Genomic DNA, 14,974 nt, shown 5'->3' with positions numbered 1-14,974 from the left:
CCATGCCTACCGCCGATGCACGACATAGAAAAGGCCCGCCTGCTCGGGTGAGCGGGCGGGCCTTTCGTATTGCCTTGCGGCAAGAGGGGAGGGTTACTCGCCCTTCTGCTTGAGCGCTTCGCCGAGGATGTCGCCGAGCGAGGCACCCGAATCGGACGAACCGAACTGGGCCACTGCTTCCTTCTCTTCGGCGATCTGGCGCGCCTTGACCGAGAAGTTCGGCTTCTTGGAGCGGTCGAATCCGGTGACCATCGCATCGAGCTTCTGGCCGGTCTGGAAGCGATCCGGACGCTGCTCGTCGCGGTCGCGACCGAGGTCGCTGCGCTTGATGAAACCGGTCGCGCCGTCTTCGCCAACCTGCACTTCGAGGCCGCCATCGCGGACTTCGAGGACGGTCACAGTGACGACTTCGCCGCGCTTGAGCGATCCGGTGGCACCGGCTTCGGTCGGCGCACCCTTCTCGAGCTGCTTCATGCCGAGGCTGATGCGCTCCTTGTCGATGTCGACGTCGAGCACGATCGCTTCGACCTCTTCACCCTTGCGGTGCAGCGCCAGCGCGTCTTCGCCCGAAATGCCCCACGCGATGTCGGACATATGAACCATGCCGTCGACGTCGCCCGGAAGGCCGATGAACAGGCCGAACTCGGTTGCGTTCTTGACTTCGCCGGTGACCTTCGAGCCGACCGGGTGCAGGTCTGCGAACTCTTCCCACGGGTTGCGCTGGGCCTGCTTGAGGCCGAGCGAGATGCGACGCTTGTCGGCATCGACTTCGAGCACCATCACTTCGACTTCCTGCGAAGTGCTGACGATCTTGCCCGGGTGGACGTTCTTCTTGGTCCAGCTCATTTCGGAAACGTGGACCAGGCCTTCGATGCCCGGTTCGATTTCCACGAACGCGCCGTACTCGGTAATGTTGGTCACGGTACCGGTCAGCTTCATGCCCACCGGATACTTCGCGCCCACGCCATCCCATGGATCGCTTTCGAGCTGCTTCATGCCCAGGCTGATACGCTGGGTGTCGGAGTTGATGCGGACGATCTGCACGGTCACGGTGTCACCGATATTGATCACTTCGCTGGGGTGGTTGACCCGCTTGTAGCTCATGTCGGTTACGTGGAGCAGGCCGTCGATACCGCCGAGGTCCACGAACGCGCCGTAGTCGGTGATGTTCTTGACGACGCCGTCGATCACCTGGCCTTCGGCGAGGTCGCTGATCAGCTCGCTGCGCTGTTCGGCGCGTGTTTCTTCGAGCACCGCGCGGCGCGAGACGACGATGTTGCCGCGGCGACGATCCATTTTCAGGATCTGGAACGGCTGCGGCATATCCATCAGCGGGGTCACGTCGCGCACCGGGCGGATGTCGACTTGCGAGCCGGGCAGGAAGGCCACGGCACCGTCGAGGTCGACGGTGAATCCGCCCTTGACGCGGCCGAAGATGCGGCCGTCGACGCGCTTGCCTTCGCCGAACTCGCTTTCCAGCTTGTCCCACGCGGCCTCGCGGCGGGCGCGGTCACGGCTGAGCATCGCTTCGCCGTCGGCGTTCTCGACGCGGTCGACGAACACTTCGACTTCCGAACCGACCTCGAGGCCGTGTTCATCGTCGTTGCGCGCAAATTCCTTGAGGTTGACGCGGCCTTCGCTCTTCAGGCCAACGTCGATCACGGCCATGCCGTTTTCGATTGCAGTCACGGTGCCTTTGACGACGCGGCCTTCGAAGCCGTCTTCGCCGGCGCCGCCGAGCTGTTCGTTGAGCAGCGCCTCGAAATCGGCGCGCGTGGGATTGGCAGTAGAAGCCATCTGTTTTCAGTCCTGTACGTTCGTTTTGCTACCGGCCACCGGTTTTTCCGGGGTCTTTACCCGTCTCCCGCACGATTGCGGGGCCAACGGGGCAAGAGGGCCGAGGCCGCGTGGTGCCGATTGCCGCCACACGGGTTCTTTCAATCCGGGGATTTCGAGAACGGCGCGCGCCTAGGTGAAACGGGTCCAAAAGGCAAGCGATTTAGGGGCTGGGATCGGCTGTTGCAGATTGGTGGAGTGGGGAAGCGCGGCGGGCAAATCTCCGCTGCGCTTCCCCTCAGGCCGTTGCGGTCTGGCCTACTGCGCGTCGTAGCCGGTGCGTGAAGTATCGGTTCCGCAGGCATCAAACCGCGTCTGCAGCTTGGATGGTGCCGAGTTCGGGTCCGCCAACGCGTCGCGCCATGTGTCCCAGGTTTCGCCGAACTTCGCCGTGTTTTCGGTGACGCCGATCCACCAGAAGGTCGTCAGGTCCTGGGCCTGAATCGGTGTCAGGATCGTGGCATGGTAGCCGTAAGGCTTGGCCCATGCGTTGAAGTCCTTCACGATTTCCATGTACTTGCCCATCGTGCAACCGTCTTTCAGCTTAGTGCTGATCACGTCCCAGTGTTCTGCATGGGCCGGAGTGGCAATTGCGCCGAACATCACGGCGGCCAACAAAGTCTTCTTCATGCGTTCTCTCCCGTAAACGACGGGAAACCACGCGACGTGCAGGTTGCCGCTGTGGCTTACCGTCCGTGGACGACCACAAGCGACCCGATGCGACCATGTTGTGAATGCGGGTTAATTGCGCCTTGCTGTGCGAACAAGCAAGGCAATTGCATGATCGTTGCTGTGCTTTTCAGGCTACTGCCTGGCCGAAACGGCGTTTTCGACGGCCCTGATTGCGGCCGCGATCGCTGAATCCCGGTCGAGCGACGAAGTATCGATTACCAGCGCATCGGGGGCTGCGCGCAGCGGGGCATCGGTCCGCGTGATGTCGCGCTCGTCACGGGCTGCGATGTCGGCCTCGATCTCGCGCAGCTCGAGGTCGAGTTCGCGGCCCTGCATCTCGAGCCACCGACGCTCTGCGCGCGCCTGGATGCTGGCGGTGACAAACAGCTTCGCGTCAGCGTTGGGCGCGATCACCGTCCCGATATCGCGGCCGTCGAGTACTGCACCGCCGGGCTGGCTTGCGAAGTCGCGTTGGCGATCGAGCAGCGCCTGCCGCACGACGGAATGGATCGAAACCCGGCTTGCAAGTCCGCCGGTCGCCTCGCTGCGTAGTTCAGGGTCCCCGAGCAGATCATCAGCAAAGTCGCACGCGGCAAGTGCGTCGTCCGGGCTATCAGGATCGCCGCCGTTCAATTCTACCTGCCGCCCGACCGCGCGATAGAGCAGCCCGGTATCGAGGTGAGGCAAACCAAAGTGGGCGGCCAATGCCTTTGCGATCGTTCCCTTGCCCGATGCAGTCGGTCCATCGACAGCAATGATCATCGCTCGCTCCTGCGCTCACGGACGGCCTTGGTGATCCCCCAGAGCGCAATTGCCGCCCAGAAGCCTTCGAGCACCAGGCTCGGCCAGTTGGTGTGGACCAGCAGCGAAACCGTCAGCAGCGCCGCGCCGGTCAGGTTGGTGCCATGCAGCACGAACGGGTTAGGCGCATTGTTCCATGTCAAATAGGCATAGGCCCCGATGATGCAGGCCATTCCGGCGAATCCGACGAGCGTCGCCCAGTCGCTCACGCCATCGCCTCGGCCAGCAGCACTTCGAATGCGGGGAAGCTGGTTGCAATCGGCCGGGTGTCGTCGACTTCCACCCCGTCCTTGGAGGCGAGCCCTGCCACCGCCATGCTCATGGCGATGCGGTGGTCGAGATGGGTCGTAATCGGGCCACCGCCGTAAAGCGGATCGCCGCCGGTGCCATCGACGACGAGACCGTCCTCGGTCTCCTCTACCCGCGCTCCCGCGGCGGCGAGAGCGGCGGCCATTGCGGCCAGGCGGTCGCTTTCCTTTACCCGCAGTTCCTCCAGCCCGCGCGTCACCGTACGCCCTTGCGCGAGCGCGGCTGCGACGAACAGCACAGGGAATTCGTCGATCATGCTCGGGGCAGTCTCCGGGTCGACTTCGACACCGCTCAACGGTGCGTGGCGCACACGCAAGTCTGCGACAGGCTCGCCGCCGACTTCGCGCGGGTCCAGCTCATCGATGCTCGCGCCCATCTGGCGCAGTACTTCGACGAGACCCGCACGGGTGGGATTGAGCCCGACGTTCTCGATCACGAGGTCGCTGTCCGGGACGATACTCGCCGCGACCAAGAAGAAGGCCGCCGAACTCGGATCGCCGGGCACTTCGATCTGTTGCGGCTGCAGTTCCGCTTCGCCGTGGATGCGGATCACGCGCTCTCCGCCTTCTTGGGCGATGTCGAGCGTCGCGCCGAAGCCGCGCAGCATCCGTTCGGAATGATCGCGGGTCGGAACCGGCTCGATCACGCTAGTGATCCCCGGCGTGTTAAGCCCGGCGAGCAATACCGCGCTTTTCACTTGCGCGCTGGCGACGGGCAAGCGGTAGGCGATCGGCACGGCGGGGCTGGCACCCGTCATCATCAACGGCAATGTGCCGCCGGGCGAAGGAGTGAAGTTTGCGCCCATCAGACCGAGCGGGTCGATTACGCGGCCCATCGGTCGCTTCGACAAGCTGGCATCGCCGGTGAACGCAGCGGTGATGCCGTGGCTGGCGACGAGGCCCATCAGCAAGCGCGTCGAGGTGCCCGAATTGCCCATGTCGAGCGCAGTTTCGGGCTGGAGCAATCCGCCCACGCCGACCCCGCGAATGCGCCATTCGTCGCCGACCTTCTCGACCTGTGCGCCCATTGCGCGCATCGCCGCGGCGGTGGCCAATACGTCTTCACCCTCGAGCAGGCCCGTGACGCGGGTCTCGCCCACTGCCAGTGCGCCGAGCATCACCGCGCGGTGGCTGATCGACTTGTCGCCCGGCACGCGCAGGCGTCCGGTCAGCGGGCCGGTGGCGGAAAATCGGCGCGGAGTGGGGTGGGCGGTCAAGTTAGCTCCGGAATAAATGCAGGCGATGCGCGCGGCTCTTTGACAGCGCCCATGCCCTGTGGCAAGGCGCGCGCGCTCTTGACAGCGCTCTTGATTCAAGGGTCATGCGCACCCATCAAGCACAGCACAGTTTCACGCTCCGCGCGCTCGCGTGTCGGGGCCAAGCCAAGGACAGACAATGGTCAAACCAGAATGGGGCACCAAGCGTACGTGCGCCAAATGCGGGGAACGCTTCTACGACCTCGGCAAGGACGAGCCGGTTACCTGCATCGAATGCGGTGAGGAATGGTATCCCGAGCCGGTTCTGAAGTCGAAGCAGCCGATCCCGTTCGAAGAGGACGAGAAGAAGAAGGACAAGGACGCCGACAGCGACCTCGCCGACGACGATCTGGAGAACATCGACGACGACGACGATTCGCCGGACAATGACGTCGACCTGGGTGGTGATGACGATCTCGGCGTGCAGACCTCGTCGGATGACGACGACGACGACCACTGATTAACCCTTGCATTGGCAGGGCGCGGCCAATAAAGGGCGCGTCCTGCCGCAAGGTAGCCCGGTTTCGGCCGGTACATGAATGGCTCGGGGCCTTAGCTCAGCTGGGAGAGCGCCTGCATGGCATGCAGGAGGTCAGCGGTTCGATCCCGCTAGGCTCCACCATTCGTTTGGGATAAAAGTCGATCCAACCGATCGCACGCTGGCCGACGAGGTTTCGTCCGCCGGCGTTTTTGGCATTTGACGCGGCCCACCAGCTGCGAGTGGAGTGAACGAGCGCATGTTCGACAATCTGTCCGATCGCCTCGGCAACGTGTTCGACCGCCTGCGCGGTCGCGGTTCGCTCAACGAAACCGAAGTGCGCGAAGCGATGCGCGAGATCCGCGTGGCGCTGCTTGAGGCGGATGTCGCGCTGCCGGTTGCGCGTCGGTTCATCGATGCGGTTACCGAAAAGGCCGTGGGGCAGGACGTGTTGCGCTCGGTCACGCCGGGACAGCAGGTCGTCAAGATCGTCCACGATGAGCTGGTCGAGATGCTCGGCGGTGAGGAACACCAGGGCCTGCTGCTCGAAGCCAAGCCGCCGGTCGTGGTGATGATGGTTGGCCTGCAGGGTTCGGGCAAAACCACCACCACTGCCAAGCTCGCCAAGTATATTCGCGAGAAGCATGGCAAGAAGGCGCTGATGGCCTCGCTCGACGTGGCGCGGCCCGCTGCGCAGGAGCAGCTGGCAGTGCTCGGCGAGCAGGTCGAGGTCGCGACGCTGCCGATCGTACAGGGGCAACAGCCGGTCGATATCGCGCGCCGTGCGCTCGAATCCGCGAAGCTGCAGAACATCGACGTGCTGATGCTCGATACCGCAGGCCGCCTGCACGTCGACCAGGCGCTGATGGACGAAATGAAAGCGGTCGCCAGCGTTTCGGCCCCGACCGAAGTGCTGCTGGTAGTCGATTCGCTCACCGGGCAGGACGCGGTGAACGTCGCACAAAGCTTCAGCGGCGAAGTGCCGCTGACCGGCGTGGTGCTGACCCGCATGGACGGCGATGCGCGCGGCGGTGCGGCTTTGTCGATGCGTGCGGTCACCGGCAAGCCGATCAAGTTCGCGGGGACCGGCGAAAAGCTTGACGCGATCGAAGCATTCCACGCCAGCCGCGTGGCCGACCGCATCCTCGGCATGGGCGATGTCGTCAGCCTCGTCGAAAAGGCGGCGGCGACGGTCAAGCAGGAAGAGGCGGAACACCTCGCCAAGCGCATGGCGAAGGGCCAGTTCGACCTCAACGACCTGAGGATGCAGCTCAAGCAGATGCAGAACATGGGCGGGCTGGGGATGCTCGCCGGGATGCTACCGGGCATGAAGAAGGCCAAGGCGGCGATGGCGGCCGGCGGGGTGGATGACAAGGTGCTGGTTCACATGGACGCGATCATCGGTTCGATGACGCCCAAGGAACGCACGCGCCCCGAACTGATGAACGCCAAGCGCAAGCGCCGCGTGGCGGCCGGGTCCGGCACCGAAGTGCAAGACGTCAACAAGCTGCTCAAGATGCACCAGGAAATGGCGCGTGCGATGAAGCAGATCAAGAAGATGGGCGGGCTCAAGGGCCTTGCCGCGATGTTCGGCGCAGGTGGCGGCGATCTCGGCGGTATGGGCGGACCCGGAGGAATGGGCGGACTGGGCGGCGCGATGCCGCCGTCGCTCCCAGGCCTTGGTGGGGCGGGCGGGAACATCCCGCCGAACCTGCAGGATTTGATGAAAAAGAAGTGATTTTTAAGTAATTTGAACTGGAAAGGTAACACGTAATGGCAATTGCAATTCGTCTCTCGCGCGGTGGCGCGAAGAAGCGCCCCTACTACCGCATCGTCGTCGCTGACGCGCGCAGCCCGCGCGACGGCAAGTACCTCGAGCAGATCGGCACCTACAACCCGCTGCTCGCCAAGGGCGACGAGAACCGCGTGAAGCTCGACGGCGACCGTGCGAAGCACTGGCTCTCGGTCGGTGCACAGCCGAGCGACCGGGTCGCTCGCTTCCTCGATGCCGCCGGCATCCGCGAACGTGCCGCGCGCAACAACCCGAACAAGGGCGAACCGGGTGAAGCCGCCAAGGCGCGCGCCGAAGAGAAGGCCGAGAAGGCTGCTGAAGCCGCCGAAGCTGCCAAGGCTGCCGAAGAAGAAGCAGCGGCACCGGCGGAAGAGGCCGTGACCGAAGAGGCTCCGGCCGAGGAAGCTGCTGCCGAAGCCCCGGCTGAAGAAGCCGCTGCAGAAGAAGCGCCTGCAGAAGAAGCAGCCGCAGAGGAAGCGCCGGCTGAAGAGGCTGCCGCAGAGGAAGCTCCCGCCGAAGACGCCGGCGAGGAAAAGGCCGAGGGCTAAGCCTTGGCTGCGGACAAACCCGTCATGCTGGCCGCCGTCACCGGCGCGCACGGCGTGGCGGGCGAGGTCCGCCTGAAGCTGTTCGGGGAGGGCGCTGCGGCGCTCTCCCGCTATACCAGCTTCAACGATGGCGCACTGACGCTCAAGAAGGTTCGCGATGACGGCAAGGGCGGCGCAATCGCCCGTTTCGCCGAAGTCGCCAGCCGCAACGATGCCGAAGCGCTGCGCGGTACCCAACTGACCGTTCCACGCGGCGAAATGCCGCCGCTCGAACAGGGCGAGTATTACTACGCCGACTTGATCGGTTTGCCCGCCGTTTCGGATGCGGGCGATCCGCTGGGCGCGGTCGTCTCGGTGGAGAACTTCGGCGCGACCGACATTCTCGAAATCGAACGCCCTGACGGCAAGCGCTTCATGGTACCACTGACGGACGAAGCCGTGCCCGAATGGAATTCCGAACGGGTGGTGATCGTAGCAGGGTTCGTGGTGGCATGACTTTCGCCGCTACTATCCTCACGCTCTATCCGGAGATGTTTCCCGGGCCTCTGCGGCTATCGCTCGCCGGGCGGGCGCTTGAGGAGCAGCGCTGGTCGCTCGACACCATCCAGATCCGCGACTTCGCTACCGACAAGCACCATACCGTCGACGATACGCCTGCGGGCGGCGGGGTGGGGATGGTGCTCAAGGTTGATATCCTTGCTGCAGCAGTCGACCACGCGCTGCGCTGCCAACCCAAGTGCCCGGTACTGGCGATGACCCCGCGCGGCAAGCCGCTCGACCAGGCTCGTGTGCGCGAACTGGCGGCGGGCCCGGGGGTCACAATCCTGTGCGGGCGGTTCGAAGGATTCGACGAGCGAATCTTCGAGACACGGCCGGTCGAAGAGGTCAGCTTGGGCGATATCGTGCTGTCAGGCGGTGAACCGGCGGCGCTGACGCTTCTCGACGCTTGCATTCGCCTGCTTCCCGGCGTAATGGGCGCGCCGTCCAGCGGGGCCGAGGAATCCTTCGAGGAAGGCTTGCTCGAGTATCCGCACTATACCCGACCTGTCGAATGGGAAGGGCGCACGATCCCTGAAGTGCTGCGATCGGGGGATCATGCGAAGATTGCGGCGTGGCGGAAACACCGCGCCGAGGAAGATACACGGCTACGCAGGCCGGACCTTTGGGAGCGTTACGGTAACGCTCGGGGCCGACCTGCCTCTGGTGTGCAGCGAGAAACGAAGGAACCGGACCAGTGAACCTGATCCAGCAGCTCGAGGCCGAAGCCGTCGAGAGCCTCACCGAAGGGAAGGACATTCCCGAATTCCGCGCTGGCGACACCGTCCGCGTGGGCGTGCGCGTCGTCGAAGGCACCCGCACCCGTACCCAGAACTTCGAAGGCGTGTGCATCGCGCGCTCGAACCGGGGCATCAACAGCAATTTCACCGTCCGCAAGATGAGCTTCGGCGAAGGTGTGGAGCGCGTGTTCCCGCTCTATTCGCCGAACATCGAAAGCATCACCGTGGTCCGCCGCGGCGTGGTGCGCCGGGCGAAGCTCTACTACCTGCGCGGCCGCACCGGTAAGCGCGCCCGTATCGCCGAGCGTCGCGAGAACGCCTGACGCTGGCCGTCCAGCAGGTATTGCAATCACCGAAGAGGGGCGTCTCGGCAACCAGCCGGGGCGCCCCTTTCTTCATGGATCGATGAGCGGCACGCACACGGTGTTCGGCTACCCCTTTCCACTGGTGGCGAATTGGTTATGAAGGCGGCACGCGACGCTCAAGGGGAGCGCAATAGACAACTTCGGGGTTGCACCGACAATGACATTTCGATTCTGGTTCGCCACTGCGAGCCTGGCAGCTGTGGCTGCCGTTTCCACTACAACCGAGGCCCGGGAGATCACTGCGCCCATGACTGCACAATCAGACGCCGCACAGACGGGGCAACTGACGCTGGAGCGGGTCTTTGCCAGCCCGTCGCTCGACGGTGCGAGCCCGCGCGGGGTCAAGCTTTCGCCTGATGGCCGCTGGTTGACGCTGCTGCGCAACCGTAGCGACGATCGCGAGCGCTACGACCTGTGGGCCTACGATCGCGAAACCGGCAAATGGGCGATGCTCGTCGATTCCGAAAAGCTCGGGAGCGGGCGCGAGCTGTCCGAAGCGGAGAAGATGCAGCGCGAGCGCAAGCGCATCGGCGGGCTCAAGGGTATCGTTACATACGACTGGTCGAACGATTCCAAACACATCCTCGTGCCGATCGACGGCGATCTCTACCTCACGGGTATCGACGGCAGCGTGCAGCGGCTTACCGACAGCAGCGGCGATGAGCTGAACCCGGTGCTGAGCCCGGATGGGACGTACCTGTCCTACGTGAGCGACGGACACCTGTGGACCGGAACCGTCGGCGGCGCGCCAGCGAAGGCGATCACGCCGGATGAAACCTCCGACACGGTCCATTGGGGCGAAGCCGAATTCGTCGCCCAGGAAGAACTGGCACGCTACACCGGTTACTGGTGGTCGCCGCACGAGAAGCGGATTGCGGTCGAGCGCTTCGACGAAGCCCCGGTGGGCGTGGTCACGCGCGCTTCGATAGGTGCCGACGGCACGCGAACCTATGATCAACGATACCCGGCAGCGGGCACCCCGAACGTGATAGCGCAGCTGTTCGTGATGGACCCGGACGGCCAGAACCGCGTCGAGGTCGATCTCGGGCCTGACAAGGACATCTACCTTGCGCGGGTCGATTGGGCACCTGACGGCAAGACGCTCTACGTCCAGCGGCTAAACCGCTTGCAGACCCGGCTCGACATGCTCGCAATCGACCCGGCGACGGGCAAGAGCAGGGTGCTGTTCACCGAACAGGCCGCGCCGCACCACTGGATCAACCTGACCAACGACTACAAGTGGCTCAAGGACGGCAGCCTGATCTGGCGGTCCGAGCGCGACGGTTTTGGCCATCTCTACCACTTCGCCAAGGGCAAGTGGACCCAGCTAACCAAGGGCCCGTGGGTCGTTACTGGCCTCGATGGTGTAGACCAGAAATCCGGTACGGTGTTCTTCACGGGCACGAAGGACGATGTTCTCGCAGAGCAGGTTTATTCGCTTTCGCTTTCTCATCCCGGGGGAGAACCGAAGCGCCTGACCGACCTGAAATTTTCCAACGGCGCTTCGATGGACGATCAGGCGCGATCGCTGATCGTGACCCGCTCGAACCCCGACCAACCGCCGCAGAGCTACCTCGCCGATACGAGCGGCAAGCGGATCACCTGGATCGAGCAGAACGCGCTTGATGCCAGCCACCCATACGCGCCGTATCTCTCCGCGCATCATGAACCGACCTTCGGGACGTTCAAGACCGCAGACGGGGCGACGCTCTATTACAAGATGATCACCCCGAAGATGGAGCCGGGCAAACGCTATCCGGTGTTCTTCAGCCACTACGGTGGTCCGCACTCGCAAACAGTGAAGAAGAGCTGGGGTGGCACACTTCAGCAGGAGATCGTTGATCGCGGCTATATCTGGTTCGAGATAGACAACCGCGGCAGCTCGAACCGCGGGGTCGACTTCGAAAAGCCGATCTGGCGCGCGATGGGCGGGATCGAGGTGACCGACCAGAAAGCCGGCGCCGAATTCCTCAAGTCGCTTGACTATGTCGATCCCAAGCGGATCGCGATCTATGGCTGGTCGTATGGCGGCTACATGACGCTCAAGATGCTCGAGGCCGATCCGGGCTATTACGCAGCCGGTATCGCCGGCGCGCCGGTGACCAAGTGGGAACTCTACGACACCGCCTACACGGAGCGTTACATGGGCCTGCCGACCGCTGATGCCGATGCGGCTGCCTATGAAAAGTCCGATGCGATGGGCGACGCGACGAAGATCGCCGATCCCATGCTGTTGATCCATGGGATGAGCGACGACAATGTGGTGTTCGAGAACTCGAGCGCGTTGATTGCCAAGCTCCAGGCCAACGCGGTGCCGTTCGATATGATGCTCTACCCGGGATACACCCACAGGGTCGCCGGGCCGAAGATCAGCGTCCACGTGTGGGATACGATCTTTGACTTCCTCGAACGCAACGGGGTGCCGCCGGGTGGCAGGTAGCCCGCCGGGTTCTCCTGACAACGGCCATGTGCTCGGTCCCGGAGGGGCATGGGCCATGGCCGTGGGCGGGATGATCGGCGGAGGTATATTCTCGACGCTCGGGGTCGTCATTTCGGTTGCGGGCGAGTGGACCTGGGTCAGCTTCCTGCTCGGCGGGATCGTGGCGCTCGCCTCCGGCCATTCCTATTCCAAGTTGACTCGGCAGATCGGTCAATCGGGCGGTTCATATGCCTATTTGCGGGAAACGGGCTGGAAATGGGCCGCCCGGATCGTCGTCTGGGTGCTTGTGGCGGGATATACGCTGACCGTGTCGGTCTATGCGGTGACCTTTGGGTCCTATGCGGCCTACGCGCTCTCGATGCCTGCCTGGACGGCGAAACTGGCAGGGATCGCCGCAATCGTCATTCTTGCCGGCATCAATCTGATCGGGGCGGCGGAGGCGACCTTACTGGAAAAAGTCGCGGTGTGGGGCAAGCTGGCGATCCTGCTGTCTCTGGCGGGCATTGGACTGTGGCACTGGGCACCGGATCGCCTCGTACTTGCAGCCGGGCACCCGGTCGGCTTCGGTGAAGCGCTGATCGGGATGGGCGTGGTGTTCATGGCCTACGAAGGTTTCCAGCTCCTCAGCTACGATTACGAGGAAATGCGCGATGCGCCGCGCACGATTGCTGTCGCGATGCCGCTGGCAATCATCGTTACAACGCTGACTTACATCGTAGTTGCGCTCGGTGCCGGTATGCTCGCGGGGGCCGACGCAATCGTTGCACACAAGGAAGTGGCGCTGGCAGTCGCAGGGCGCGAGGCCCTCGGCATGATTGGTTTTATCGCTGTTTCGATTGCGGCCACTTTCTCCGCCGGTTCGGCGATCAATGCCACTGTTTTCGCGACTGCGCGGCTCGCCGAACAGGCCGCACAGGATGGCGAGATGCCCAGACTGTTCGCCAGCCGTGACGAGCGCGATGTGCCGTGGTTCGGGACGATCGTGATTTCCTCGCTCGCAATCGTGCTGGTGCTCGTGGGCGGGATCGAGGAGCTGGTCGAAGGCGGAAGCTTCGTTTTCCTGATCGTGTTCGCCCTGGTCAACTTCCTCGCCATTCGCCGCCATGCAGCTAGCAAATGGGTTGCGCTGGTTGGGTTGGTGGGGTCGGTCGGCGCTGCTGTGATGCTGGTTCTCCACCTGACGGACTTTGCCTGATCCTTGGCCTGTTGTTCAGCGGGTCAACCATTCCAGCGCGACGCGCGCGACCGTTTGCGGGTCTTCGACCTGCGGGTAATGGCCCACGTTCGGGATAAGGTGGTGGCGGGCATCGGGTAGTCGTTCGCGCCACGCTTCGTAGGCATGGCGACCCGAGACCGGATCGAGCGCACCGTTGATCAGGCCGATATCGCCTTGCGCGGACCTGAGCGCGTCGAACCACCGCTCGGCGTGCTCCCTGCGGTCGGCGATGTAGTGCAGCAGCTTGTGCATGATGCGGTTGCCGCGATTGTGGGAGATGAGCGCCCAGAATTCGTCGAGTTCCTGTGCGCTTGGCTGGGTATTCGGCCCGAACATTTCCGAAAATCCTTTGCCGAATTTCTCCCGGTTGATCGTCCAGCCAAGCAGGAAGCCGACCGGCGAAATGCCCAGCTTCTGGATCGGCCGCGGGCGATGCTGGTCAGGAAACAGTCCGCCATTAAGGAATACGACTTGCTCCAAGCCTTGCGCGCCGGTCCCTTCCTTGCGGCGAGCGAGCAATTCCTGCCCGACCGACACTCCGTAGTCATGCACCAGTGCGTCGAATTCAGTGATCCCGAGATGATCGAGCAGTGTGAGGTGCATGTCCGCTTGCCGATGGATCGAATATCCCGAGCGCGGCTTGTCCGACAGGCCGAAGCCGATCATGTCGGGCGCGATCAGGCTGTGCTGCTCGCCGAGAGTGCTCCACACCTTGTGCCAGTCCCACGACGCGGTCGGATAACCGTGGACCAGCAGTAGCGGTTTCCCGCTCCCGCCGGTCCAGTAGGCAATCTGTTGCCCATCGAAGGTGAAGTGCTTTGCATCGGCACGCCATTCGGCGATGGAGGACGGAGTCATAGGTATTCTCTCCTTCCAGGGGCTTCCCAAGTGCTTGTCGGGCAATTACCTGCGTCGCGCAAATTCAATTGAATCCGGAGTATCATCAAGTGGGCTATCGCGTAGCCGTTGTCGGGGCGACCGGGAATGTCGGTCGGGAAATGATGCAGGTGCTCGCCGAACGCGAGTTTCCGTGCGACGAGGTCGCAGCGGTAGCAAGCTCGCGCTCGACCGGGACCGAAGTCGAGTTCGGCGACACCGGCAAGATGCTCAAGTGCAAGAACATCGAGCATTTCGATTTCTCCGGCTACGATATCGCGCTGTTCAGCGCGGGCGGTGGACCGGCCAAGGAATACGCGCCCAAGGCAGCCGCTGCGGGCTGCGTGGTGATCGACAACAGCTCTTACTGGCGGATGGACCCTGACGTGCCTCTGATCGTGCCCGAGGTGAACCCGGATGCGATCGAGGGCTATTCGAAGAAGAACATCATCGCCAATCCCAACTGCTCGACCGCGCAGATGGTCGTGGCGCTCAAGCCGCTGCACGATGCCGCCGGGATCAAGCGGTGCGTCGTGTCGACCTACCAGTCGGTTTCGGGCGCGGGCAAGCAGGGCATGGACGAATTGTTCGAGCAGAGCCGGGCGATCTTTGTCGGCGATCCGGTCGAGCCCAAGAAGTTCACCAAGCAGATCGCGTTCAACGTGATCCCGCACATCGACGTATTTCTCGATGACGGCTCGACCAAGGAAGAGTGGAAGATGGTGGTCGAGACCAAGAAGATCCTCGACCCCAAGATCAAGGTCTCTGCCACTTGCGTGCGGGTGCCGGTTTTCGTCGGACATTCGGAATCGATCAACCTCGAGTTCGAGAAGGAACTTTCGGCCGAGGCGGCGATGGACATCCTGCGTGAGGCTCCGGGCGTCATGTTGATCGACAAGCGCGAGGACGGTGGATACGTCAGCCCGATCGAATGCGTCGGTGACGGAGCGACCTTCATCAGCCGCGTGCGCGAGGATCCCACGGTAGAGAACGGACTCAACATCTGGTGTGTGAGCGACAACCTGCGCAAAGGTGCCGCGCTTAACGCGGTGCAGATCGCGGAGCTGCTCGGGCGGCGCTGCCTCAAGAAGGGGTGACGCTCGCCCGCC

At 63.5% G+C, this 14,974-nt stretch carries 15 protein-coding genes and 1 tRNA gene; 10 read left to right on the top strand and 6 right to left on the bottom strand.

Annotated elements, in window-relative coordinates:
* Positions 1–93: 93 nt before the first annotated feature.
* The 5 genes from rpsA to aroA form a co-directional block, all read right to left on the bottom strand.
* Complete coding sequence (gene rpsA, locus CJO11_RS02660; protein WP_095011323.1) at positions 94–1,797, bottom strand: 30S ribosomal protein S1; 1,704 nt, start codon at positions 1,795–1,797, stop codon at positions 94–96.
* 297 nt (positions 1,798–2,094) lie between these two features.
* Positions 2,095–2,466 carry a hypothetical protein gene (locus tag CJO11_RS02655; RefSeq protein WP_095011322.1) on the bottom strand — a complete coding sequence of 124 codons (372 nt, stop codon included), beginning with the start codon at positions 2,464–2,466 and terminating at the stop codon, positions 2,095–2,097.
* A 174-nt stretch (positions 2,467–2,640) separates the two neighbouring features.
* Positions 2,641–3,270: a (d)CMP kinase gene (locus tag CJO11_RS02650; protein WP_095011321.1), complete on the bottom strand. Its 630-nt coding sequence runs from the start codon at positions 3,268–3,270 to the stop codon at positions 2,641–2,643.
* On the bottom strand, positions 3,267–3,518 hold the full coding sequence (locus CJO11_RS02645; protein ID WP_420823143.1) for a CBU_0592 family membrane protein: 252 nt from the start codon (positions 3,516–3,518) through the stop codon (positions 3,267–3,269). Before CJO11_RS02645 ends, CJO11_RS02650 begins: the two co-directional genes overlap by 4 nt.
* Positions 3,515–4,834 carry a 3-phosphoshikimate 1-carboxyvinyltransferase gene (gene aroA, locus CJO11_RS02640; RefSeq protein ID WP_095011320.1) on the bottom strand — a complete coding sequence of 440 codons (1,320 nt, stop codon included), beginning with the start codon at positions 4,832–4,834 and terminating at the stop codon, positions 3,515–3,517. The genes CJO11_RS02645 and aroA overlap by 4 nt, the downstream gene beginning before the upstream one ends.
* Before the next feature lie 178 nt (positions 4,835–5,012).
* Between aroA and CJO11_RS02635 the strand changes: the two genes are divergently transcribed.
* The 9 genes from CJO11_RS02635 (at position 5,013) to CJO11_RS02595 (ending at position 12,968) form a co-directional block, all read left to right on the top strand.
* The gene (locus CJO11_RS02635; RefSeq protein WP_095011319.1) at positions 5,013–5,333 is read left to right on the top strand and encodes a TIGR02300 family protein; all 321 of its coding nucleotides are present in this window, start codon (positions 5,013–5,015) and stop codon (positions 5,331–5,333) included.
* 86 nt (positions 5,334–5,419) lie between these two features.
* Positions 5,420–5,495: transfer RNA gene (locus CJO11_RS02630), tRNA-Ala, on the top strand.
* 115 nt (positions 5,496–5,610) lie between these two features.
* Positions 5,611–7,089 carry a signal recognition particle protein gene (gene ffh / locus CJO11_RS02625; RefSeq protein WP_095013172.1) on the top strand — a complete coding sequence of 493 codons (1,479 nt, stop codon included), beginning with the start codon at positions 5,611–5,613 and terminating at the stop codon, positions 7,087–7,089.
* Positions 7,090–7,124: 35 nt separating this feature from the next.
* Positions 7,125–7,691, top strand: coding sequence for a 30S ribosomal protein S16 (gene rpsP / locus CJO11_RS02620; protein WP_095011318.1), 567 nt, complete (start codon positions 7,125–7,127; stop codon positions 7,689–7,691).
* A gap of 24 nt (positions 7,692–7,715) precedes the next feature.
* Positions 7,716–8,186, top strand: coding sequence for a ribosome maturation factor RimM (rimM, locus tag CJO11_RS02615; RefSeq protein ID WP_095011317.1), 471 nt, complete (start codon positions 7,716–7,718; stop codon positions 8,184–8,186).
* Entirely contained in the window at positions 8,183–8,929 is a 747-nt protein-coding gene (gene trmD / locus CJO11_RS02610) for a tRNA (guanosine(37)-N1)-methyltransferase TrmD (RefSeq protein WP_095011316.1), read from the top strand. The genes rimM and trmD overlap by 4 nt, the downstream gene beginning before the upstream one ends.
* Positions 8,926–9,291 carry a 50S ribosomal protein L19 gene (gene rplS / locus CJO11_RS02605; protein ID WP_095011315.1) on the top strand — a complete coding sequence of 122 codons (366 nt, stop codon included), beginning with the start codon at positions 8,926–8,928 and terminating at the stop codon, positions 9,289–9,291. The genes trmD and rplS overlap by 4 nt, the downstream gene beginning before the upstream one ends.
* Positions 9,292–9,580: 289 nt before the next feature.
* Complete coding sequence (locus tag CJO11_RS02600) at positions 9,581–11,773, top strand: S9 family peptidase (RefSeq protein WP_240504534.1); 2,193 nt, start codon at positions 9,581–9,583, stop codon at positions 11,771–11,773.
* Positions 11,774–11,828: 55 nt separating this feature from the next.
* Positions 11,829–12,968: an APC family permease gene (locus tag CJO11_RS02595; protein ID WP_095011313.1), complete on the top strand. Its 1,140-nt coding sequence runs from the start codon at positions 11,829–11,831 to the stop codon at positions 12,966–12,968.
* A 15-nt stretch (positions 12,969–12,983) separates the two neighbouring features.
* On the opposite strand, the gene CJO11_RS02590 is transcribed toward CJO11_RS02595, so the two are convergent.
* On the bottom strand, positions 12,984–13,847 hold the full coding sequence (locus tag CJO11_RS02590) for an alpha/beta fold hydrolase (protein ID WP_095011312.1): 864 nt from the start codon (positions 13,845–13,847) through the stop codon (positions 12,984–12,986).
* A gap of 89 nt (positions 13,848–13,936) precedes the next feature.
* On the opposite strand from CJO11_RS02590, the gene CJO11_RS02585 reads away from it, so the two are divergent.
* Positions 13,937–14,962 (top strand): aspartate-semialdehyde dehydrogenase, encoded by a 1,026-nt coding sequence (locus tag CJO11_RS02585; RefSeq protein ID WP_095011311.1) that lies wholly within the window; start codon positions 13,937–13,939, stop codon positions 14,960–14,962.
* The last annotated feature ends 12 nt before the right edge of the window (positions 14,963–14,974 follow it).

Origin of the sequence: Tsuneonella mangrovi, from assembly GCF_002269345.1 — a bacterium.
In the GTDB taxonomy this organism is placed as follows: domain Bacteria; phylum Pseudomonadota; class Alphaproteobacteria; order Sphingomonadales; family Sphingomonadaceae; genus Tsuneonella; species Tsuneonella mangrovi.
Note: the sequence above shows the minus strand (reverse complement) of the source record. Positions and strands in the feature narration are given on the sequence as shown.

Excerpts from the sequence above, each read along its gene's own strand:
- CJO11_RS02635 (WP_095011319.1), top strand. The coding sequence starts at position 5,013 with ATGGTCAAACCAGAATGGGGCACCAAGCGTACGTGCGCCAAATGCGGG.
- rpsP (WP_095011318.1), top strand. The coding sequence starts at position 7,125 with ATGGCAATTGCAATTCGTCTCTCGCGCGGTGGCGCGAAGAAGCGCCCC.
- CJO11_RS02655 (WP_095011322.1), bottom strand. The coding sequence starts at position 2,466 with ATGAAGAAGACTTTGTTGGCCGCCGTGATGTTCGGCGCAATTGCCACT.
- CJO11_RS02600 (WP_240504534.1), top strand. The coding sequence starts at position 9,581 with ATGACTGCACAATCAGACGCCGCACAGACGGGGCAACTGACGCTGGAG.
- CJO11_RS02650 (WP_095011321.1), bottom strand. The coding sequence starts at position 3,270 with ATGATCATTGCTGTCGATGGACCGACTGCATCGGGCAAGGGAACGATC.
- CJO11_RS02590 (WP_095011312.1), bottom strand. The coding sequence starts at position 13,847 with ATGACTCCGTCCTCCATCGCCGAATGGCGTGCCGATGCAAAGCACTTC.
- ffh (WP_095013172.1), top strand. The coding sequence starts at position 5,611 with ATGTTCGACAATCTGTCCGATCGCCTCGGCAACGTGTTCGACCGCCTG.
- rimM (WP_095011317.1), top strand. The coding sequence starts at position 7,716 with ATGCTGGCCGCCGTCACCGGCGCGCACGGCGTGGCGGGCGAGGTCCGC.
- rpsA (WP_095011323.1), bottom strand. The coding sequence starts at position 1,797 with ATGGCTTCTACTGCCAATCCCACGCGCGCCGATTTCGAGGCGCTGCTC.
- CJO11_RS02595 (WP_095011313.1), top strand. The coding sequence starts at position 11,829 with ATGGCCGTGGGCGGGATGATCGGCGGAGGTATATTCTCGACGCTCGGG.
- trmD (WP_095011316.1), top strand. The coding sequence starts at position 8,183 with ATGACTTTCGCCGCTACTATCCTCACGCTCTATCCGGAGATGTTTCCC.